At 63.1% G+C, this 21,669-nt stretch carries 20 protein-coding genes (1 of these 20 only partly in view); 1 reads left to right on the forward strand and 19 read right to left on the reverse strand.

The annotated features are described in order from the left end of the window. Positions 1-9: 9 nt before the first annotated feature. The 19 genes from ACZ9GA_RS29070 to ACZ9GA_RS29160 all read right to left on the reverse strand — a co-directional run bounded on the left by ACZ9GA_RS29070 (position 10) and on the right by ACZ9GA_RS29160 (position 20,604). Positions 10-624, reverse strand: coding sequence for an ABC-type transport auxiliary lipoprotein family protein (locus ACZ9GA_RS29070; RefSeq protein ID WP_457358880.1), 615 nt, complete (start codon positions 622-624; stop codon positions 10-12). Next, entirely contained in the window at positions 621-1,538 is a 918-nt protein-coding gene (locus tag ACZ9GA_RS29075) for an MlaD family protein (RefSeq protein WP_457358878.1), read from the reverse strand. The genes ACZ9GA_RS29070 and ACZ9GA_RS29075 overlap by 4 nt, the downstream gene beginning before the upstream one ends. A 1-nt stretch (position 1,539) precedes the next feature. Then, positions 1,540-2,343, reverse strand: a complete 804-nt coding sequence (locus ACZ9GA_RS29080) for an ABC transporter ATP-binding protein (RefSeq protein ID WP_457358876.1) — start codon at positions 2,341-2,343, stop codon at positions 1,540-1,542. Then, on the reverse strand, positions 2,340-3,485 hold the full coding sequence (locus tag ACZ9GA_RS29085) for an ABC transporter permease (RefSeq protein ID WP_457358874.1): 1,146 nt from the start codon (positions 3,483-3,485) through the stop codon (positions 2,340-2,342). Before ACZ9GA_RS29085 ends, ACZ9GA_RS29080 begins: the two co-directional genes overlap by 4 nt. 235 nt (positions 3,486-3,720) lie before the next feature. Further along, complete coding sequence (locus ACZ9GA_RS29090) at positions 3,721-4,743, reverse strand: DUF5924 family protein (RefSeq protein WP_457358872.1); 1,023 nt, start codon at positions 4,741-4,743, stop codon at positions 3,721-3,723. A 70-nt stretch (positions 4,744-4,813) separates the two neighbouring features. Continuing rightward, positions 4,814-6,199 (reverse strand): M16 family metallopeptidase, encoded by a 1,386-nt coding sequence (locus ACZ9GA_RS29095; protein WP_457358870.1) that lies wholly within the window; start codon positions 6,197-6,199, stop codon positions 4,814-4,816. Between the two features lie 61 nt (positions 6,200-6,260). Beyond that, complete coding sequence (locus ACZ9GA_RS29100; protein WP_457358868.1) at positions 6,261-7,919, reverse strand: Na/Pi cotransporter family protein; 1,659 nt, start codon at positions 7,917-7,919, stop codon at positions 6,261-6,263. A 340-nt stretch (positions 7,920-8,259) separates the two neighbouring features. Continuing rightward, on the reverse strand, positions 8,260-9,027 hold the full coding sequence (locus tag ACZ9GA_RS29105; RefSeq protein ID WP_457358866.1) for a TerC family protein: 768 nt from the start codon (positions 9,025-9,027) through the stop codon (positions 8,260-8,262). Between the two features lie 64 nt (positions 9,028-9,091). Then, entirely contained in the window at positions 9,092-10,405 is a 1,314-nt protein-coding gene (locus ACZ9GA_RS29110) for a CitMHS family transporter (RefSeq protein WP_457358864.1), read from the reverse strand. Positions 10,406-10,722: 317 nt separating this feature from the next. Further along, positions 10,723-12,684, reverse strand: a complete 1,962-nt coding sequence (locus ACZ9GA_RS29115) for a DUF7844 domain-containing protein (RefSeq protein ID WP_457358862.1) — start codon at positions 12,682-12,684, stop codon at positions 10,723-10,725. Then, complete coding sequence (locus ACZ9GA_RS29120) at positions 12,681-13,001, reverse strand: DUF2388 domain-containing protein (protein WP_027981044.1); 321 nt, start codon at positions 12,999-13,001, stop codon at positions 12,681-12,683. Before ACZ9GA_RS29120 ends, ACZ9GA_RS29115 begins: the two co-directional genes overlap by 4 nt. Before the next feature lie 27 nt (positions 13,002-13,028). After that, positions 13,029-13,340, reverse strand: coding sequence for a DUF2388 domain-containing protein (locus ACZ9GA_RS29125; protein ID WP_027981045.1), 312 nt, complete (start codon positions 13,338-13,340; stop codon positions 13,029-13,031). Positions 13,341-13,374: 34 nt separating this feature from the next. Then, entirely contained in the window at positions 13,375-13,692 is a 318-nt protein-coding gene (locus ACZ9GA_RS29130; protein WP_027981046.1) for a DUF2388 domain-containing protein, read from the reverse strand. A 400-nt stretch (positions 13,693-14,092) separates the two neighbouring features. Beyond that, on the reverse strand, positions 14,093-14,308 hold the full coding sequence (locus ACZ9GA_RS29135) for a DUF1127 domain-containing protein (RefSeq protein ID WP_455921009.1): 216 nt from the start codon (positions 14,306-14,308) through the stop codon (positions 14,093-14,095). Positions 14,309-14,630: 322 nt separating this feature from the next. Beyond that, the gene (locus ACZ9GA_RS29140) at positions 14,631-16,124 is read right to left on the reverse strand and encodes an acetyl-CoA hydrolase/transferase family protein (protein WP_457358859.1); all 1,494 of its coding nucleotides are present in this window, start codon (positions 16,122-16,124) and stop codon (positions 14,631-14,633) included. Positions 16,125-16,378: 254 nt separating this feature from the next. Then, positions 16,379-17,815, reverse strand: coding sequence for an NAD(P)(+) transhydrogenase (Re/Si-specific) subunit beta (locus tag ACZ9GA_RS29145; RefSeq protein ID WP_457358857.1), 1,437 nt, complete (start codon positions 17,813-17,815; stop codon positions 16,379-16,381). A 1-nt stretch (position 17,816) separates the two neighbouring features. Continuing rightward, positions 17,817-18,140, reverse strand: coding sequence for an NAD(P) transhydrogenase subunit alpha part 2 (locus ACZ9GA_RS29150; RefSeq protein ID WP_008367291.1), 324 nt, complete (start codon positions 18,138-18,140; stop codon positions 17,817-17,819). Positions 18,141-18,151: 11 nt separating this feature from the next. Next, the gene (locus tag ACZ9GA_RS29155) at positions 18,152-19,273 is read right to left on the reverse strand and encodes a Re/Si-specific NAD(P)(+) transhydrogenase subunit alpha (RefSeq protein WP_457358856.1); all 1,122 of its coding nucleotides are present in this window, start codon (positions 19,271-19,273) and stop codon (positions 18,152-18,154) included. A gap of 404 nt (positions 19,274-19,677) precedes the next feature. Then, the gene (locus tag ACZ9GA_RS29160) at positions 19,678-20,604 is read right to left on the reverse strand and encodes a LysR family transcriptional regulator (protein ID WP_457358854.1); all 927 of its coding nucleotides are present in this window, start codon (positions 20,602-20,604) and stop codon (positions 19,678-19,680) included. A gap of 154 nt (positions 20,605-20,758) precedes the next feature. Between ACZ9GA_RS29160 and ACZ9GA_RS29165 the strand changes: the two genes are divergently transcribed. Further along, positions 20,759-21,669, forward strand: the 5' portion of a protein-coding gene (locus ACZ9GA_RS29165; protein WP_457358852.1) for an acyl-CoA dehydrogenase. 271 nt of this gene lie beyond the right edge of the window; the window shows 911 of its 1,182 coding nt (coding positions 1-911); the start codon lies at positions 20,759-20,761; its stop codon lies off the right edge, out of view.

Here is a 21,669-nt window from a genome sequence, read left to right on the forward strand (position 1 = left end):
TGTGTTTACCTATCTAACTCCCAAGTCTACTTCGGCCAACGTCCACTCGACTACCTGCGCGGTCAGCCGGTCGCTGGCCTGGCCGAAGCCCGCTACCACGCTCGGCACGGCCGCAGAGGTCAGCGGCTGGCTGACCTCGAAGCGCCGGCTGGCAAGGATGCGCTGGCTGCGGCCGTCCACCAGCCGAGCATCCAGGCGCACACGCACGGTCACGCTGCCGGCTGAGTATTCGCTCTGGAAGGCCTGCAGTTCCCCGCCCAATTCAAACGTCCCCTGTACGGTGCTGTCATCGTTGCTGACCCCGCGCACACGGCCGTCGCTGATAAAGCCATCGAGCAGGCGATTACGCAGCAGCACCGGCGCCGGGTCGCTCCAGCGCGCGCCTTTGTAGCTGCTGATCAGGTCGCCCTGAGGCACTACAGCGATGCGCGGATTGTTCAGGGCGTCGCTGGCCTGGGGTTTGCCGATGCGCAGCGTCCAGGGCAGGCTGGGGCCGCTGTGGGGGGGGGTGGCAGTGGCGGGCAGGCGGTAGACGTCGGCGGGCTCGGACTTGGGCAGGATCGAACAGGCGGGCAGCAGGCTGATGACCAGGCCCAGGGCCACACTGCGGAGCACGGCACTCATGGTTCAAACTCCTTGTTCTGGTCGCGGCCCAGCAGGTAACCGCCGGGGTTGGCCTGCAGACGCTGGGCAATGGCTTTCAAGGCCGTCAGCGTGTCGCGCAGCTCGCGGATGGCCGGGGCCAATTGGTTGAGGCCCTGCAGGCCGCTGTTCACCGCATCACGATTGTTGGCCAGCAAGGCGTCCAGAGTGGCGGCGCTCTGTTGCAGCGACTGCATGGCCTGCTGGGCGCTGCCCATGGTCTGCCGGCCTTGCTGGTTGAGCAGACCGTTGGCGTTGTGCATTAACTGGCCGGCCTGGTTCACGGTGCCGGACGCCTGGCTGATCATCTGGCGAATTTCATCGCGCTGGGCGGCCACAACGCCGGTCACTTGTTCCACATGCTCCAGCGTGGCGGTGAAACGGTCGACGTTGTCGCTGGAAATCAGGCGGTTGGCGTTGGACAGCAGCTGATTGACGCTGGCCATCAGGTCATTGCTGTTGGTCAGCAGCCGGGCGATGGGCGACGGCGATGCGACGATGACCGGCAGGGCGCCCTTCTCGCCCTTGAGTTCCGGGCTTTGCGGGGTACCGCCGCTGAGCTGGATGATCGAGGTGCCGGTGATGCCGTTCAGCGCCAGCTTGGCCAGGGTGTCCTGCTTGACTGGCGTTTCGGCCGCCAGGCGGATGCGCGCCAGTACCCGGCGTGGGTCCTGGGGGTCCAGGCGCAGTTCGGTCACGTCGCCCACCTTGATGCCGCTGTACTGCACCGAGCTGCCTCGCGACAGGCCGGTCACGGCCTCGTTGAACACCACTTCGTAATCGTTGAAGGCGCTGTCGACACTGGACTTGGCCAGCCACAGCCCGAACAGCAGTGCCCCGACCACCACCAGTACGGTGCACAGGCCGATCAATACGTGATGGGCTCGGGTTTCCATATCAGACCTCGTTCTGCACGGCAGCAGCCCGCCGCGCTGCCCGGCCACGCGGGCCATGGAAGTATTCGTGAATCCAGGCATCCGGGGTGGCGGCCACCTTGGCGATGGGCGCCGCCACCAGCACATGCTTCTGCGACAGCACCGCCACCCGGTCGGTGATGGTGTAGAGGGTGTCCAGGTCGTGGGTGACCAGGAACACGCTCAGGCCCAGGGCATCGCGCAGGGTCAGGATCAGCTGGTCGAAGGCGGCGGCGCCGATGGGGTCCAGGCCGGCCGTGGGCTCGTCCAGAAACAGGATGTCCGGGTCCAGCGCCAAGGCCCGCGCCAGGGCGGCGCGCTTGATCATGCCGCCCGACAGCGAAGCCGGGTATTTATTGGCGGCAGACAGCGGCAACCCTGCCAGGGCCAGCTTCACGCAGGCCAGGTGCTCGGCATCGGCGCGGCTCAGGCCGGCATGCTCGATCAACGGCAGGGCGACGTTTTCGGTAACCGTCAGTGACGAGAACAGCGCGCCTTTCTGGAACAGCACGCCAAAGCGCCGTTCGATCTGCGAGCGGGCCTGCTCGTCGAGCCCGGCCAGGTCCTGCCCCAGCACCTGGATGGTGCCAGCGTCGGGCCGACGCAGGCCGACGATGCTGCGCAGCAATACCGACTTGCCGCTGCCCGAGCCGCCGACCACGGCCAGAATCTCGCCGCGGTTAAGGTCCAGGTCCAGCTGGTCATGCACCACCTGGCGACCGAAGCGGTTGCTCAGGCCGCGTACCTTGATCACCGGTACGTTGGGGGCTGCGACGGTCCAGTTCACCAGCGTATCTCCATGAAAAACAGGGCGGCGACGGCGTCCAGCACGATCACCACGAAGATCGACTGCACCACGCTTGAGGTGGTGTGCGCGCCTACCGATTCGGCGCTGCCGCTGACCTTGAAGCCTTCCAGGCAGCCAATGGCGGCGATGACGAACGCGAACAGCGGCGCTTTCACCAGGCCCACCAGGAAATGCTGCACGCTGATGTCGGCCTGTAGCTTGGACAAGAACATCGCCGGTGAGATCCCCAGCGAATAAGCGCACACCACCCCGCCACCGACGATGCCGCACAGCATGGCCAGGAAGGTCAGGGCCGGCAGCGACACCAGCAGCGCCAACACCCGTGGCACCACCAGCAATTCCATCGGGTCCAGGCCCAGGGTGCGGATGGCGTCGATTTCCTCGTTGGCCTTCATCGAGCCGATCTGCGCGGTAAAGGCGCTGGCGGTGCGGCCGGCCATGAGGATGGCGGTCAGCAGCACGCCGAACTCGCGCAGGAAGGAAAAGGCCACCAGGTTGACGGTGAAGATGCTGGCGCCGAATTTGGACAGGATGGTGGCGCCGAGAAACGCCACCACGGCGCCCACCAGAAAGGTCAGCAGGGCCACGATAGGCGCGGCGTCCAGCCCGGTCTGCTCGATGTGCGCAACCACGGCAGTGGTACGCCAGCGCTTGGGGCGCAGCAGGCCACGGCACAGGGTTTCCAGGATCAGGCCGATAAAGCCCAGCAGTTGCAGGGTGTCCTGCCACACGGTGTTTACGGCTGTGCCGATGCGGCTGAGCAGTTGGATGCCGGTGTTGAGTTCGGGCTCTTTCGCAGGCTCGCAGAAGTCCTGCATGGAGCTGTACACCGTCTGCAACAAGGCGCGTTTTGAGCCCGGCAGGTGCACCGCCGTGTCAGCCAGACGGCCCAGGCGTTCGGCGCCCAGCAGTTCCACCAGCAGGGAGGCGCCGGCGGTGTCGATGGCGCCCAGTTGGTCGAGGTCGATGGGGGTGCTGGCGTCGTATTGAGTGGCCAGTTGCCGGGTCAGCTGGCGCAGGCGTGAATAATGGGAAAGCGTCCAGTCGCCAACGATGTGCAGGCGCGGGGGCTGCATGCTGAAATCGAGGTAGGCATTGCCGTAGGCGGCGAGAATAGTCATGCACCGAGCGTAGCAGCAACTGACTTGAAACGGTGTCGCCTGCATCGCGACCAAGGTCGGCTCCTACGCCTTACGGTGTCGCCTGCATCGCGGTTCCAACACAGTTGCAGCGCTGCTGTAGCCGCTGCCGCAGGCTGCGCTGGCCCTGTGCCTCACTGAAAATCTCCAGTGCTCACACCGGCCAGCGCAGCCTATCGGCAGCGGCTACAGGATGCATCGCGGCCTGCGGGGCGTGCTACTGCGCGGGGGCGCTGTCGTCGGTGACCTTGAAACGCAGCATGCCGATCATCTGCCCGTCCTCGGTCAGGATCTGCACCTGCCACTTGCCCACCGGGTTGGGTGGCAGGTTCTGTTTGTGCGTCCAGGCTCGATAACCCTCGTCGCGCCCGCCGTGGATGTCCAGGGCGATACGGTCCACTTCCTTACCGTTGAACCGCCACACATGGTAGATGCGCTCATCCAGCCCGCGCGGCGCATTGATGGCCGTGTAGGCGTACAACCCATTGGCCCGTATCTGACTGGCCGAGACGTTCTTGATGCTGTCACCCGGGTTGCGGGTGATGCTGTCCATGTCCAGGGTCACCGACTTCTGGGTGATCCACAGCGTGGCCGGCGGTACCCACGAGCGGAGCAGCCAGCCGCAGCCGCCCACTGCCAGGGTCACGGCCACAAGCGCCACTGCTCGCCGCCAGTGGTTGATGGGGAAGCTGGTGGCCAGGCTGGGGAACGACAGCACCATGGCCGTGCCCAGCGCCCACTGGAAGCTCTGCGCCGTGGTGATGTGCAGGATGATCGGCAGCGCCGTCAGCATGGCCGCGAACAGCGTCAGGGTGTGCAGCGCCAGGAACAGCCACCGGCGCGGGGCAACGAACTTGTAGTACAGCGGGTCGGTGATCGACACCAGGCCGGCCACCGTCAGCAGGCCGGTGAATACCAGCTGGCCGCTGTTCCACGTGGTGGTGGTGTAGAAAAACGGCAGCACGAAGAACAGGCTTTCCTGGTGGATCATCTGCGTCGCGTAGCGCAGCAGCGGCTCCGGGATCTCGCGCTGAAAGCGCCGGCTGAACCAGCGCGTGGCGCTCTGTTCGACCATCAGCCACACCCAGCTGACCAGCATCAGCACAGCCACCCAGCTGGCCAGTTTGGCCTGGCGGTCCACCAGGATGAAGCTGCCGATGCCCGAGATGAAGCCGCCTAGGGCGATCACCCCGGGGTAGCGCTTGATAAGTTCGATGATGCGCAGGATCAGTGTGGGCATTTCGGCAATTCTTGGCAGGTGCTGGAAAAAACGCCGCCAAGGATACGCCCTTGCCTCCCTGAATGCGCAATTAGTGCCGCTTGTGCCGTAAGGCGCCCCAGGCCAGAAGGCTTAAACCGCACACAATCAGTAGGACAACACCCAGGGTGTAGAGTTGGTCGTAGCTGAGCAGCGGCTGTTCGACACGTACATAGCCACGGCCGGCGAATATCTGCCGCATCGCTGCATCGGCCTGGGCCAGGGTGACCTTGCGCAGGTCGCGGGACGGGTCCTCGAAGCGGCCCTTGGCGTAGGTAGGCAAGGCGTTCCAGTAGAAGTCGGCCAACTGGCTGTTGCCCTGCACGCTCCAGCCCTGGCGGGCGATGGTTGCCTGGCGCAGGCGTTCGAAGGTGGCACCGTCCAGGCCATCTTTCTTCAAGCGCGTGATCATCTGCGCCATCAATTCGCGGGCCTTGTCCACGTCGGCGCGGTCAAGGTCGGCGTTCAGGCTGAGCAGGCCGGTGTCGCCGAAGGCCTCGCGCTGGCTCCACGGGCCGTAGGACAGTTCGTGGTCCAGGCGCAGTTCCTTGTACAGCGCCCACTCCATGTACACCTGCACCAGGTCCAGGGTGGCATCGGGCGTGTCGTCACTCAGGGCGGGCTCGGGGAAGAACGCGTGCAGCTTGGCGCCATCGCCCAGCCAGCCCAGCGGCAGGGTGCGGTCGAAGGCGGCGCTGTGCAGGTTGACGGGGATGTCCGGGTGGTCAGTGGGTTTGACCGCATCCAGGCTGGCCCAGGTGCGTTCCAGGTAGGCAGGCAGCACCTTGTCCAGGCCGCCCACCACGATCAGCGTCATGTTGTTGGGCGCGTACCAGTTCTTGCGCACGGCCTCGACCTGGGCCAGGGTCATGTCGCGCACTGGGGAGCGTTCGCTGCACTTGAGGCCCAGTTCCATGGCCAACTGGTCGCTGGCGGCATGGCCTACGCCCTGCTTGTCCAGCCAGCGTTGCAGGTGCGAATAGTGGCCGCCGTCCTCGCGCTCGACGATGCGCTTGGAGATATCCAGGGCCTTCTGGTCGATGGTGGTCTTGGTGACGACCTCCAGCAGCAGGTCGAGCACCTTGCGCTGGTTGGCGGCGGGCGCCTCGATCACGAAGGTGGTGTCGCTGTCGCTGGTGAAGGCGTTCCACTCCCCGCCCAGCGCCTGCATGCGCTCTTCCAGGCCGCCCTCGCCGCTGCCGTCGATACCGCTGAACAACAGGTGTTCCAGCAGGTGTGGCAGTTCCCGGTCGTGGCAGGTGAAGTCGTCAAAACCCACGCCCACCACCAGGCGGATGGCCACGTGGCCGCGCTCGTCACCCGGTTTCATCAGCACCTGCAGGCCATTGGGCAGCAGGTAGCCTTCGACCTTGTAACGATCCAGCGCCTGGCTTTGGGTGCAACTGAACAAAAGGCAAAGCAACAGCAGACAACGCATGGGTAGCTTCCTGCGGGAACCGGCTCAGACTGTGGAACAGACTGCCGGCGCCCGCGTACGTTCAAGGCGAATGCGCATCGTCGGGAACAGCGTCGGCTTGCAGGGCTCCGGTATCGACGGTTTCCAGCACCACGTAGGCGCTGCCGCAGAACAGCGAATTGAGCCGTTTCATGTCGGCGATCAGCTCCAGGTGCAACGAGCTGGTTTCAATGCTTTGTACCACTTTACGCTGCAGCCGGCTCACGTGGGCATGGGCCAGGCGCCGCTCCTGGGCACGGAAACGACGCTTTTCGCGCAACAGTTGGCGGGCGCTTTCCGGGTCGCCGCTGAGGAACACCGACAGGCCCAGGCGCAGGTTGGACATCAATTGGCTGTGCAGGGTGGCCAGCTCCTCCAGTCCGGTCTCGGAGAACTCGCGGCGTTGGGAGGTCTTCTGCTGCTGGATCTTGCGCAGCATGCGTTCGACCAGGTCGCTGGCCAGCTTGAGGTTGATCGCCAGCTCGATGATCTCGGCCCAGCGCCGGCTGTCCTGCTCGCTGAGGTCCTCGCGGGGCATCTGCGCCAGGTACAGCTTGATGGCGCTGTACAGCACCTCCACGTCCTCGCCCTGGCTGCGCACGGCCTGGGTCACCGCGGTCTGGGCGCCGCGCAGCACGTTCAGCAGCGCGCCGAGCATGCTGTCCACCAGGTCGCCGATGCGCAGGGTCTCGCGTACTGCGTTGGCCAGGGCCAGGCTGGGGGTTTCCAGCGCGGTCAGGTCCAGGTGGCGGGGCTTGGCGGCGCTGTCGCCGGTCTCACGCTCAGGCAGCAACCATACGCAGAGGCGCGACATGGGGCCCACGGTGCCCAGCATCAGCAGGCAGCGCACGGTGTTGTAGAGCAGGTGGAAACCGATCACCAGGTTGGTGGGGTCGTAGGTCAGGCTGTCCATCCAGCGCGCCAGCGGCTCCAGCACCGGCACGATCAGCAGCAGGCCGATCAGCTTGTACAGCAGGCTGCCCAGCGCCACCTGGCGGCCGGCAGTGTTCTGCATGCTGGTAGAAATGAATGCCAGCAGGCCGCTGCCGATGTTGGCGCCGATCACCAGGCCGATCGCCACCGGCAGGCTGATCACGCCGGCTTCGGCCAGCGTTGCGGTCAACAGCACGGCCGCCAGGCTGGAATAGGAGATCATCGCGAACAAGGCGCCCACCAGGGCATCGAGCAGGATGTCGCCGGTCAGCGAAGCAAACAACACCTTCACGCCCTGGGCATGGGTAATGGGCGTGGCCGCCTCGACGATCAGTTGCAGGGCCAGCACAATCAGGCCCAGGCCTATGCCCACGCGGCCCATCTGCCCCACGCGAGTCTGCTTGCGGGAGAGGAAGAAGATCACCCCAAGGAAGATCAGCAGCGGCGACAGCCACGACAGGTCAAAGGTCAGCACCCGTGACATCAGCGCCGTACCCACGTCGGCGCCCAGCATGATCGCCAGCGCGGGCGTGAGGGTCATCAGCCCCTGGCCGACGAACGAGGTGGTGAGCATGGCCGTGGCGTTGCTGCTCTGCACAACGGCTGTCACCAGGATGCCGGCGATAAAGGCCAGCGGCCGCTTGGACATGTTCTGGCTGAGCAGGCGTCGCAGGTTGGAACCGTATACGCGCAGGATGCCCGTGCGCACGATGTGAGTGCCCCAGATCAGCAGTGCTACTGCCGATAGCAGATTGAGCAGGGTGAGCATGAGAAAGGCCCCCTGTAGACGGCCCCCAATGCGGGAGCGGATGGATGTGCGGCAGCGCGGCTTTTGGAGAAAATCTTTTTATGCCGTGGCTACTTAAGCTTTAGTCGGCCATGGGCCTGGGCGCCAGCATGGCACAGGAATTAGTCCGTTGAAATAAAACTGTAACATTTGCATTGTTCTGTTGTGGGAGCGGGCTCTGCCCGCGAAAAGGCACATCGGTCAGTCAGGCGTTGCGCGGTGTTCTTTTCGCGGGCAGAGCCCGCTCCCACGAGTTAAATGGCGAGTTTGGAAATGAAAAAAGGGGCCGATCAAGGCCCCTTCCGGTTCGCTGCGCCCTGGGTTACTGACCCGGAACGTCCTTGCGAAGTTTCACCGGATCGCTTTGTTTGCGCTTTTTCGCCATCGCCGTGCGCATCTTGATGTTGATGGCTTCCACGGCCAGCGAGAACGCCATGGCGAAGTACACGTAGCCTTTGGGGACATGCACGTCGAAGGCTTCGGCGATCAGCACCACGCCCACTACCAGCAGGAACGACAGCGCCAGCATCTTCAGGGACGGATGCTTGTCGATGAAATTGCTGATGGTGCCCGAGGCCAGCATCATCACCAGCACGGCCACGATGATCGCGGCAACCATCACCGGTACGTGGGACACCATGCCCACCGCGGTAATCACCGAGTCCAGCGAGAACACGATGTCGATGATGGCGATCTGGATGATGGTGTACAGGAAGTTGCCACCCTTGCCGCTCGGCTCCTGGCCTTCCTCGTCTTCGCCTTCCAGGCCGTGGTACATCTCCTGGGAGCTTTTCCACAGCAGGAACAGGCCACCGAAGAACAGAATCAGGTCACGCCCGGAAATGCCCTGGCCGAATACCACGAACAGGTCCGAGGTCAGGCGCATTACCCAGGTGATGGACAGCAGCAACAGGATCCGCGTGATCATCGCCAAGGCCAGGCCGAAGATCCGTGTGCGCTGCTGCATGTGCTTGGGCATGCGGCTGACCAGGATCGAGATCATGATGATGTTGTCGATGCCCAGCACGATCTCGAGTGCAGTGAGCGTGAAAAAGGCAACCCAGATCTCCGGGTTGGTCAGCCATTCCATGTTTTTTCCTTCGAGCGTTAGTGAGGCGCACCGTACAGTGCGGTGCGCCTTCGTGAGGTAAATCTTAGACGATCAGGCTGCCGAACAATGGGAATGTGCCCAGCAACAGAGCGGCGAGCATTATGCACAGGCACACCAGTACTGCCCACTTGAGGGTGAAGCGCTGGTGATCACCGAAATCGATGCCTGCCAGGGCCACCAACAGGTAGGTAGAAGGTACCAGCGGGCTCAGCAAATGCACGGGTTGCCCGACGATTGACGCCCTGGCCATGTCCACTGCGCTGATACCGTAATGGCTGGCTGCTTCGGCCAAAACCGGTAACACCCCGTAATAAAATGCATCGTTCGACATGAAGAACGTGAACGGCATGCTCACCAGCGCGGTGATCACCGCCAGGTAAGGGCCCATGGCATCGGGGATCACCGTCAGCAGGCTTTTCGACATGGCGTCGACCATGCCGGTGCCGCTGAGGATGCCGGTGAAGATCCCCGCTGCGAAGATCAGCCCCACCACGGCCAGCACGCTGCCGGAGTGGGCGGCGATGCGCTCCTTCTGCATTTGCAGGCACGGGTAGTTGACGATCATGGCGATGCTGAAGGCGATCATGAACAGCACCGGCAACGGCAGCAGGCCGGCGATCAACGCCGCCATCAGGGCCAGGGTCAGGGCGCCGTTGAACCACAGCAGTTTCGGCCGGCGGGCCTCGGGGAACTGCGACACGCTGATGTCGCTGTGGTCGGGCTCATCACCCGGCAGGTGCAGTTCGCCCAGGCGCGCGCGCTCCTTTTTGCCGTAGCCATAGGCGATGGCCAGGATGGCCAGCACGCCGGCCAGCATCGCCGGGATCATCGGCACGAAGATCGCCGACGGGTCCACGTGCAGGGCGCTGGCGGCGCGGGCGGTGGGCCCGCCCCAGGGCGTCATGTTCATCACCCCGCCGGCCAGGATAATCAGCCCGGCCATGATCCGGGGGCTCATGCCCAGGCGGCTGTACAGCGGCAGCATGGCGGCCACGCAGATCATGTAAGTGGTGGCGCCGTCACCATCCAGCGACACCACCAGGGCCAGCACGGCGGTGCCCACCGATACCTTCAGCGGGTCGCCCTTGACCAGCTTGAGGATCTTGCGCACGGCCGGGTCGAACAGCCCCGAGTCGATCATCAGGGCGAAATAAAGGATGGCGAACATCAGCATCACGCCGGTGGGCGCAAGCTTGGTGATGCCTTCGAGCATCATCGGGCCGATTTTCGGGCCAAAGCCGCCGAACACGGCGAACAGGATAGGGATGATAATCAGGGCGATCAGCGCCGACAGGCGCTTGGTCATGATCAGGCACATGAACGTGATGACCATGGCAAAGCCGAGGAAGGTCAGCATAGCGGGTACTCCAGGCAGTCGCGACGGAAGGGTTCAGCGCAAGGCGTCGGGGCGATGGAGTACGGGGAGCGGGACGGAATATGGGCGGGGCATGCAGGACATCAGGATCACCATTGTTGTTTTTGATAGCGCCGGTCTGTGCCGGTGGTGATGGTGATGCTAGCGATGGAAGCTTTCAGCAACCTTTCGGAAATTTCCTACCCGATCTCCGGAATTCCACCGTAGCCGCTGCCGCAGGCTGCGCTGGCCCTCAGCCACGCTGAAAATCTCCAGTGTGCTCAGGGGCCAGCGCAGCCTGGGCGGCAGCGGCTACAGGATCAGGGCAGTATCAGGCCGCCAGCGGCTTTATGCAGGGTGCGCAGGTGGTCGGCGACAACTTTGATATTGGCCTCGGTAGCCGCAATCTCGGCCGCCCGCTTGGGCTCCAGCAGCGCCCTCACCTCTTTGTCCAAGTCCACGCTCAGCGTCTGCAACTGCTTCTGCCGCTCGGCACTTTCGGACTCCAGGCGCTTGAACTCTGCCTTCTGCGGCAGGCCATAGCCGCCGCTGTCCAGCAGCTCGGCCGGGCGGCTGAGGAAGCCGCTGTTGGCCAGCATCGCCTGCAAGGTCTTGTTGGCGTTGACCAGGCTGGTGTCATTGGCGGCGCGGCCATTGAGGTAGCGCTGCTTCACTTCATCCTGGGCCAGCAGCAATTGCCGACGCAGGCTGGCCTGCTCCAGCAGCAACAGCGCGGCACTGGTGCGCAGGTCGGCCTTGGCAAACCAGGGCTCGCGCTGCTTGGGCTCAAGGCTCATCCAGTCCTCGACCTTTTCCTGGGGGATGGGCAGCTGCTGCTTGAGGATGTCGAACATGGCCTGGTAGCGATCGCGGTACGAATCGAACCGGTAGCCCAGGCGCAGCGCCTCCTTGGGGTCCTTCAGCACGCTGGTGTCAGCGATGCCGCGCGCTTCCATCACCTGCAACAGGCCGTTGGGCACGATGCTGTCCAGGTCATCGAACTTGGCATTGTGGGTGCCGGCGCGCAGCAGTTTCAGGGTTTCTACCGCGCAGTTGTTGGACACGAAGTAGTAGTTGCCGTCGTAGCTCCAGTGCATCTCCGCAGCATGGCGCACCAGCGAGTCGATCTCGTTGCGGGTGAGCTTGAGTGGCACCGAGGCCAGGCTGCGCAGTTCGGTCTTGGTGTATTCGTCGATCACCTGGCCCAGCGGCAGTACGAACAGCCGCGATGGGTAGCCACCCGTCAGGCCGCTCCAGGTCGACAGCTGCACATCGTTGACGAAGGCGCGGTACGACAGCACCAGGCTGCGGTCCAGATCCAGTCGGCAATCGGGCCCACGCGGGCGGCCAGGGGCGCAGATCACCAGGCGCAGCATGCTGTGGCCCCAGCGGCTGACCCAGTTCTGGTTGGCTTCGGCCAGCAGATAATCCACTTCGTAGACGCGCTCGGGGTCGATGCTGCCCAGTGGCGTGCGGCCGAAATCGTTGCCGGCGTTGAGGAACGGCAAGGCGGTCTGGCACTGGGCGGCGTTGGCGGGGGCCCAGCCAAAGTGGTTCTTCAGGTATTCGTAAAGCTCGGGGCGGCGGCAGCCGTACTCCGGGTCCAGCAGGAAGTACTCCATGTTCACCGCCACGAATTCCAGCGGGTTGGTCACTTCGTAAATGTCGGGGCTTCGCACGACTTGGCGGTTGGCGTCATTGCGCTCACCGCGGGTGCCCACCGATTGCGACCAACCGGCCAGGTCCAGCAAGCGTGGGTCATCGCTCAGGGTAAAGCGGCGATCAGTCTGGCCGCGGCATTCGCCCGGCAGGCCGACTTCACCCAGGCTGGCGCTGTAGCGCTTGCAGCGGTTGAACAGTTTTCGATCAGCATCGGGCCACAGGCGGGCACGATCATAAATATGGGTCAGTTCATGCAGTACGGTGGCCAGCAGTTCTTCACGCACGGTGCCATGGGGGCGATGGGTCTGCGTGGTGGCTGCGGTGCCGTCGGTCAGGCTGGCCAGCAGCTTGACGTTGAGGTCCAGGCTGGACACCGCCGATGCTTGCCCGTAGGCGTTATCGGGCATGTGCGATGACCAGTCGACGTCGATCTGGCGATCCAGCCGCTGCACGAAGCTGGGCGGCAGGTCACGCAATGCCTCGTCGAGCAGCGCCTGGCTGGCCTGCTGCTGCGGTGCAGCCAGGCCCTCGGTCTGCAGGTGCAAACGCAAGGCGGCCTGTGCGCTGGTGCCGCAGAGCAACAGGGCGCAGGCCAGCAGCCAGGCGCTCAGGTGCCTCACAGGGCCAGGATGGCCTGGGCGAGTTCCTGGTCGCTGGCGTCCTTGGCTTCCGGCACCTGGGCGCGCACGGCAACCAGTGCGGCTTCCAGCTGGGCGCCACGGATGGTGCCGTTGCTGGCCACGTAGCTGGCGGCGTCGTCCTGGGCGTCACGAACTACCTTCGAATCGCGGATCGAAGTGGTGGTGTCGGAGGTGAAGTTGATGGTGCGGTTGGACGCGTGCACGATCATGTTGCTGGTTTGCTGCAGGGTATGCGCGCTAGCCACATCGGCCAGCAACAGCAGGCCCAGGGTGGCGGCAATCAACGGGGTACGCATGGGGGTGTCTCCAAGGACAGGGAGTAATTATTGGACGAGAATTGCCTGCGCCAGTTCAAGGTCGCTGGCATGAATACCGGCATGGTGCTGGCGCAGGTAGGTCAGCGCTGATTCCAGCCGCGCACCTTCAATCTGGCCGTCGGTGGCGACGTAGGCGGCCGCATCATCCTGGGCGGCACGCACCAGCTTGCGGTCGAACGGCGCCGTGGTCACCTGGCTGGTGATGTAGCCGGTGGCGACGAGGGTCTGGGTGGTGGTGTCGAACGCCAGCGCCTGGGAACACCAGGCACCGGCGATCAGCGAAGCTGCGATGAGACTGCGGGAAAACGTAAAACGCATAAGTCGTTCAAGCTACCAGGTGACAGGGACTCGATCAGATGGCGACGATGGCCTGGGCCAGTTGCGCATCGGTGGCGGCAAGCGTCGGGTTCTGCTGGCGGATGTAGGCAAAGGCGCACTCCAGACGCGCCCCACGCACGGCGCCTTGGCTGGCGACGAAGCTGGCGGCATCGTCACGGGCTTCCAGCACGACCTTTTTGTCGCGCAGCGAAGCGGTGGCGTCGGAGGTGGCATCGCTGGTGGCTTTGGTGGCATCCACGATGGTATCGGTGGTGACGATGAAGCTGGAGGCGTGCGCGCCGCAGGAAAGGGCCAGCAACAGCGAAGCGCCAAGCAGACGGGTGCGAATCATGGTCATTCTCCTGAGCGGACTGGGGTTGAGGGCAGCATTTTACATCAGACGCGCGCTGTACCGGGTGCGATACGTTGCGGTTCACGCGCATGTCAGACAATTGTTGCTGATTTAGTTCCAGGCGTGGAGGGTTGGGGCGGGATGTTTCATCAAGTAAAAACTGTACTTGCCAATAATATAAAAACAAAAACTGTACCTGTAGCCGCTGCCGCCAGGCTGCGCTGTCCCTCATGTGCGCTGAATATCTCCAGCAAGGTTTAGGGCCAGCGCAGCCTGGCGGCAGCGGCTACGCAAGTGCGTTGTTGCTTCAGGCAGAAACGACAAAGCCCGCTGCAGTTGCCTGCAGCGGGCTTCGTTCGAATTCAGGTTGCTGGCAAACGTCGGCCAGCGGGGTGCAGCATTAACGCCAGAAAGGCTTGCTCAGCTCTTCGCAACGCTGTGCTTCGCTGATACCAGCGTCGGCCAGCAGGCGGGCGTCCAGACGGGCCAATTGATGGCGGCTGGCGATGCGACGTTGCCACAGCATCAGGTTGCTGATGACACGCAGCGGGAACGAGGTGCTGTTTACTTCGGTGCTGTTCTGGAAAAGCAGGTCGGAACTGATTGTACGTTCCATGGTTGACATCCTTCCGCTTGTGGCGGGCTTGGCTAGTTGGTTTCTACTGGTGCCTATGATCCTCCTGCACAGTCAACATTTGCAGGCACAGTTCATTTGTATTGTGAGGGTTCAGTTAATTGTTTAAGGGCACTGTTTGACCGAAAATGAGGCCAACTGTATTGGTCGGCACTCGAATGGTGCATTTTTGATCAATTCCTGGGTTTTAGCGGGGGTTGAGGCGGGGTTTTTACCGGTACAGCAGTACAGATTTAGACGGCTACTTGGAACAGCTGGGCAACTGATGCGCAAAAGCCTCGCACCAGCTGCCAACTGTTGTGTTTTACACGGCCAGCATTCGCCCGGTTTCTTCCAGGTTGCTGTGCCATTGCAGTGCATCGCGCAGGATGTGCGGGGTGTGGCCGCCACGCTCGCAGGCTGCTTCGAAGTACTCGTTCAATGCGGTGCGGTAGCTTGGGTGCACGCAGTTGTCGATGATCGCCCGGGCGCGCTCGCGCGGCGCCAGGCCACGCAGGTCGGCCAGGCCCACCTCGGTGACCAGGATGTCCACGTCATGCTCGGTGTGGTCGACGTGGCTGACCATCGGCACCACGCTGGAAATGGCGCCGCCCTTGGCGATGGACTTGGTGACGAAGATCGCCAGGTGCGCGTTGCGGGCGAAGTCACCCGAGCCACCGATGCCGTTCATCATCTTGGTGCCGCACACATGGGTGGAGTTGACGTTGCCGTACAGGTCGAACTCCAGCGCCGTGTTGATGCCGATGATGCCCAAGCGACGGATCACCTCCGGGTGGTTGGAGATTTCCTGCGGGCGCAGCACCAGGCGCGACTTGTAGCGGTTGAAATCGGCGAACACCTCGGCGTGCTTCTTGGCCGACAGGGTCATGGAGCTGCCCGAGGCGAATTCCAGCTTGCCGGCGTCGAACAGGTCGAAGGTCGAGTCCTGCAGTACTTCGGAGTACATGGTCAGGTTTTCGAACGGCGAGTCCACCAGGCCACACATCACGGCGTTGGCGATGGTGCCGATACCCGCTTGCAGCGGCATCAGGCTGTTGGTCAGGCGCCCTTCGGCCACTTCACTCTTGAAGAACGCCACCAGGTGGTCGGCGATGGCCTGGGTTTCGGCGTCCGGCGGCAGCACCGTGGACGGCGAGTCGGGCTGGTTGCTGATGACGATGCCGACGATCTTGGCCGGGTCGATCTTCACCGCACCGCTGCCGATGCGCGTGTCCGACTTCAGCACAGGGATAGGCAGGCGTGTCGGGCGGTAGCTGGGGATGTAGACGTCGTGCAGGCCTTCGAGCTCCAGCGGCTGCGACAGGTTGATCTCGACGATCACTTCCTTGGCCAGGATAGCGAAGCTGGCCGAGTTGCCCACCGAGGTGCTGAGCACCAGGTGGCCTTCTTCAGTAATGGCCACGCATTCGATCACGGCCAGGTCCACCGGCTTGATCTGGCGGTTGCGCAGCTGCTCGACGGTATCGGACAGGTGCTGGTCGATAAACATGACCTTGCCATCGTTGATGGCCTTGCGCAGGGTGCTGTCGACCTGGAACGGCATGCGCCGGGCCAGTACACCGGCCTCGGTCAGTTGCTTGTCCAGGTCGTTGCCCAGGCTGGCGCCGGTCATCAGGGTGATCTGCAGCGGCGTTGCCTTGGCGCGTTCGGCCAGCGCGTGGGGTACGGCCTTGGCTTCGCCGGCGCGGGTGAAGCCGCTCATGCCGACGGTCATGCCGTCCTTGATCAGGGCAGCGGCATCAGCCGCACTCATCACCTTGCTCTGCAAGGCGTCCAAGCGGATACGGTCACGGTACATGTTGTGTTATCTCAGGTAGCGGAGCTGTGCGCAGTCTAGTGATTTCAAAAAAATTCGGCGCCCGACTTAGGTCGTAAGCCACCGGTCCTGTAGCCGCTGCCGCCAGGCTGCGCTGGCCCATTGCTGCACTGGAAATCTCCAGCGTAAATGAGGGCCAGCGCAGCCTGCGGCAGCGGCTACGGAAGGGTTGCCACAAATAAAAAACCCCAGCCTAACCAGCGCCGGGGTTTTGGGTATTGCCGTGGATCAAGCCGTTATTCGACAGCCTTGACCATGTCTTCGATGACTTTCTTCGCGTCACCAAACACCATCATGGTCTTGTCCAGGTAGAACAGTTCGTTATCCAGGCCGGCGTAACCGCTGGCCATCGAGCGCTTGTTGACGATGATGGTCTTGGCCTTGAAGGCCTCCAGAATCGGCATGCCGGCGATCGGCGACTTCGGATCGTTCTTGGCGGCAGGGTTGACCACGTCGTTGGCACCCAGCACCAGCACCACGTCGGCCTGGCCGAACTCGGAGTTGATGTCGTCCATCTCGAACACCTGGTCGTACGGCACTTCGGCCTCGGCCAGCAGTACGTTCATGTGGCCAGGCATACGACCGGCAACCGGGTGGATCGCGTACTTCACGGTCACGCCGTTGTGGGTCAGCTTCTCGGTCAGCTCTTTCAGCGCGTGCTGGGCACGGGCCACAGCCAGGCCGTAGCCCGGGACGATGATCACGGTGTCGGCGTTGGTCAGCAGGAAGGTTGCGTCGTCGGCCGAACCGGATTTCACCGGGCGGGCTTCTTTCGAGCCAGCCGGGCCGCCAACGTCAGTGGCGCCGCCGAAGCCGCCGCCGATCACGTTGAAGAACGAGCGGTTCATGGCTTTGCACATGATGTACGACAGGATCGCACCCGACGAACCCACCAGGGAGCCGGCGATGATCAGCATCGAGTTGTTCAGCGAGAAGCCGATACCGGCCGCCGCCCAGCCCGAGTAGCTGTTGAGCATCGACACAACCACCGGCATGTCTGCGCCGCCGATCGGGATGATGATCAGCACGCCCAGGATGAAGGCCAGGGCCAGCATCACGGCGAAGGCCGCGTAGTTGCCGGTGAACATGAAGGTCAGGCCCAGGCCCAGGGTAGCCAGGCCCAGAATCAGGTTCAGCTTGTGCTGGCCGGCGAACTGTACCGGTGCGCCCTGGAACAGGCGGAACTTGTACTTGCCCGACAGCTTGCCGAAGGCGATCACTGAACCGGAGAAGGTGATGGCACCGATGGCCGCGCCCAGGAACAGCTCCAGGCGGTTACCGGCAGGGATGGCGTCGCCCAGGGCCGGGACGATACCCAGCGACTGAGGCTCTACCACCGCGGCAATGGCGATGAATACCGCAGCCAGGCCGATCATGCTGTGCATGAAGGCGACCAGCTCAGGCATCTTGGTCATTTCCACGCGCTTGGCCATGATGGAGCCGGCAGTGCCGCCCACCAGCAGGCCGACGATCACGTAGGCGATGCCGCCGGTGGCCAGTTCGGCGCCCAGCTTGTAGATCAGGCCAACGGTGGTCAGCACGGCCAGGGTCATGCCCAGCATGCCGAACAGGTTGCCGCGACGCGACGTGGTCGGGTGCGACAGGCCTTTGAGTGCCTGGATGAAGCAGATCGAGGCAACGAGGTACAGAAGAGTGACGAGGTTCATGCTCATGTTACTTTTTCACCTCGGCCGACGCTTTTGGCGCCTTCTTCTTGAACATTTCCAGCATGCGGCGCGTCACCAGGAAGCCACCGAATACGTTCACCGCAGCCAGGGCCACGGCCAGGGTGCCCATGATTTTGCCCAGTGGGGTCACGGTCAGGGCAGCGGCCAGCATGGCACCGACGATGACGATGGCCGAGATGGCGTTGGTAACGGCCATCAGCGGGGTGTGCAGGGCAGGTGTGACGTTCCAGACCACGTGGTAGCCGACGTAGATCGCCAGTACGAAGATGATCAGGTTATAGACGCCGTGGGAGATCAGCATGTCTTCCATTGTTATTGTCCTCAGCCGTTCTTGCGGATGACTTGGCCGTCGCGGCACATCAGGCACGCGGCGACGATGTCGTCTTCAAGGTTGATCGTGAACTGGCCGTCCTTGTCGAACACCAGCTTCATGAAGTCCAGCAGGTTGCGTGCGTACAGCGCCGAGGCATCGGCACCGACCATGGCAGCCAGGTTGGTGGGGCCACAGATGATCACGCCATTCTCGACCACCACCTGATCGGCCACGGTCAGCGGGCAGTTGCCGCCTTGTGCGGCGGCCAGGTCGATGACCACCGAGCCTGGTTTCATCTGAGCGACGGTTTCGGCGCTCAGCAGGGTCGGTGCCTTGCGGCCCGGGATCAGTGCGGTAGTGATGACGATGTCCGAGGCCTTGGCGCGTTCGTGAACGGCCTGGGCCTGGCGCTGCATCCAGCTGGCGGGCATCGGGCGGGCGTAACCGCCAACACCTTCGGCGCACTCGCGCTCTTCGTCAGTTTCGTACGGCACATCGATGAACTTGGCGCCCAGCGACTCGATCTGCTCCTTCACCGCAGGACGTACGTCCGACGCCTCGATCACCGCACCCAGGCGCTTGGCCGTGGCGATGGCCTGCAGGCCGGCAACGCCGGCGCCCAGAATCAGCACGCGGGCAGCCTTCACGGTACCGGCAGCAGTCATCAGCATCGGCATGAAGCGCGGGTAGTGATGGGCAGCCAGCAGCACGGCCTTGTAGCCGGCGATGTTGGCTTGCGAGCTCAGCACGTCCAGGCTCTGCGCGCGGGAAGTACGCGGGGCAGCTTCCAGGGCAAAGGCGGTAATGCCGCGTTCGGCCATCTTGGCGATGGTTTCGTTGTTGAACGGGTTGAGCATGCCAACCAGAACGGTGCCGCTCTTGATCAGCGCCAGTTCTGCGTCGTTGGGGGCAACCACCTTCAGGATCAGCTCGGCACCGAAGGCATCGCTTGCGCTGCCAATGGTGGCGCCGGCGGCTTCATAGGCGCTGTCGGTCACGCTGGCATTCACGCCGGCGCCACTCTGGACAGTGACCTTGTGGCCTTGGCCGATCAGTTTCTTGATGGTTTCCGGGGTTGCAGCAACCCGTGTTTCGCCCGTCTGCGTTTCGAGAGGAACACCAATGTGCACGTCTAATCTCCTGCTTGATCTTATTGAGTTAACCAGCGCACTACGGATGGCGCAGCTGGGGCGGCCGATCAGCACGATCCCGCCTGATTCCAGCGGGGCGCGGCATTTTGCAGGCGTTATTGCAGGCCTTCAACCAGTTATGAAGGGTGACGGACGAAACACTACAAGTCACCCTGTGACCGATTGCCGCAACATACCCAGTCGAGCCCCGGTAGCTCGGGCTTTCCAGCTTTTCTGTAGGGATTTAATATTTTTTTACATTGTTCCGATGAATAGCGCGGAATGACCCGCGAAAATCGCTGTAGGCCATGTAGAACGGGGTGTTCAGCAAATTTTACACGCCGCCATAACAGTCTTCGTAAAAACGACATTTCCTTATATCTGTAGGTACGCGTTTTTATGGACTACATAGTTACTTTTACAGCTTTCCCTTCATGATCAGCTACATAGCGAAACGATTCAGCCATCAGCCAGTCGCGAAATGCCTTGAGTGACGCGGATTCCACCTTTCGCTCGGCAATCATCAGGTAATAAGCCTTGGGGCTGGCCAGTGCGTGAGGGTTGGCGATCACCAGCCTGCCCTCCTCCAACTCGCGCTGAATCAGGAACGGCGGGATCAGCGCGATGCCCATGTCGTGCATGGCTGCCTGGGAAAGCATGGAGAATAGTTCATAGCGCGGGCCTGTCATGTCGCGGCTGACGCTCATGCCCAGGCTGTTGAACCATTGGCGCCAGGCATAGGGCCGGGTGGTCTGCTGCAACAGGGGCAATTGGGCGATAGCGGCAGCGTCCAGGTGCGCCCTGCCCTCCAGCAGGGCCGGGCTGCACACCGGCACCGGGTTCTCGCCCATCAGTCGATGGGACTGGGTACCGGGCCAGTCGGCGTCGCCGAAGTAGATAGCGGCGTCGAACGGTGTGTCGGCGAATAGAAACGGGCGGGTGCGGTTGGTCAGGTTGACGGTGATGTCGGGGTGCTGCTGCTGGAAGCCTTTCAGCCTGGGCAGCAGCCACTGCGTGCCGAACGTGGGCACCACCGCCAGTTCAATGGTATTGCTGCCCTGCTGCCCCATCACCGACAGGGTGTCGCGCTCCACGGCATCCAGTTGCGTGGCCACCTGGCGGCTATAGGACAGCCCCGCCTCGGTCAGTTTCACCCCGCGCCTTGAACGCTGGAACAGTTCCACATTGAGGAACTCTTCCAGGCCACCTATCTGCCGGCACACGGCGCCTTGGGTCAGGGACAGTTCATGGGCGGCCTTGGTAAAACTCTCATGACGCGCGGCGGCTTCGAAGCAGATCAGCGCGGTAGTGCTAGGGATTTTTCGGCGCATGTACGGCAACCTCACAGGTGGAGGCGCTTATTGGGCTTTTTCCGCCTCTCGGAGTGAGAAATTAGCACAAGGCTATGCGAAATCCTCGTTTGTCCCCTGCCCGTTCGGCGCCTAGCATCAATGCATTGCCATTCATTTGCGACGAGGACACACCATGGGCGCCAAGGCCAGCTTCAACTGGATCGATCCGCTGCTGCTCGACCAGCAGCTCAGCGAGGAAGAACGCATGGTGCGCGACAGCGCCCAGCAGTTCGCCCAGGGCAAATTGGCGCCACGGGTACTGGAAGCTTTCCGCCACGAAAAGACTGACCCGGCCATCTTCCGCGAGATGGGCGAGATCGGCCTGCTGGGTGCAACCATTCCCGAGCAGTACGGCGGCAGCGGCCTCAATTACGTGTGCTACGGCCTGATTGCACGTGAAGTGGAGCGTGTGGACTCCGGCTACCGTTCGATGATGAGTGTGCAGAGCTCACTGGTGATGGTGCCGATCAACGAATTCGGCACCGAGGCGCAGAAACAGAAATACCTGCCCAAGCTGGCCAGCGGCGAATGGATCGGCTGTTTCGGCCTGACTGAGCCCAACCACGGCTCCGACCCGGGCGCCATGATCACCCGTGCCCGCTCGGTGGACGGTGGCTATCGCCTGACCGGCAGCAAGATGTGGATCACCAACAGCCCGATCGCCGACGTCTTCGTGGTGTGGGCCAAGGACGATGCCGGCGATATCCGTGGCTTCGTGCTGGAGAAAGGCTGGCAGGGCCTGAGCGCGCCGGCCATTCATGGCAAGGTCGGGCTGCGGGCGTCCATCACCGGCGAGATCGTGATGGATAACGTCTTCGTCCCCGAGGAAAACATCTTCCCGGACGTGCGCGGCCTCAAAGGTCCGTTCACCTGCCTCAACTCTGCTCGCTATGGCATCTCCTGGGGGGCGCTGGGTGCGGCCGAGTTCTGCTGGCACACCGCGCGCCAGTACACCCTCGACCGCCAACAGTTCGGCCGGCCCTTGGCGGCCAACCAGCTGATCCAGAAGAAGCTGGCCGACATGCAGACCGAGATCACCCTCGC

This window comes from Pseudomonas sp. TE3644, assembly GCF_056278815.1.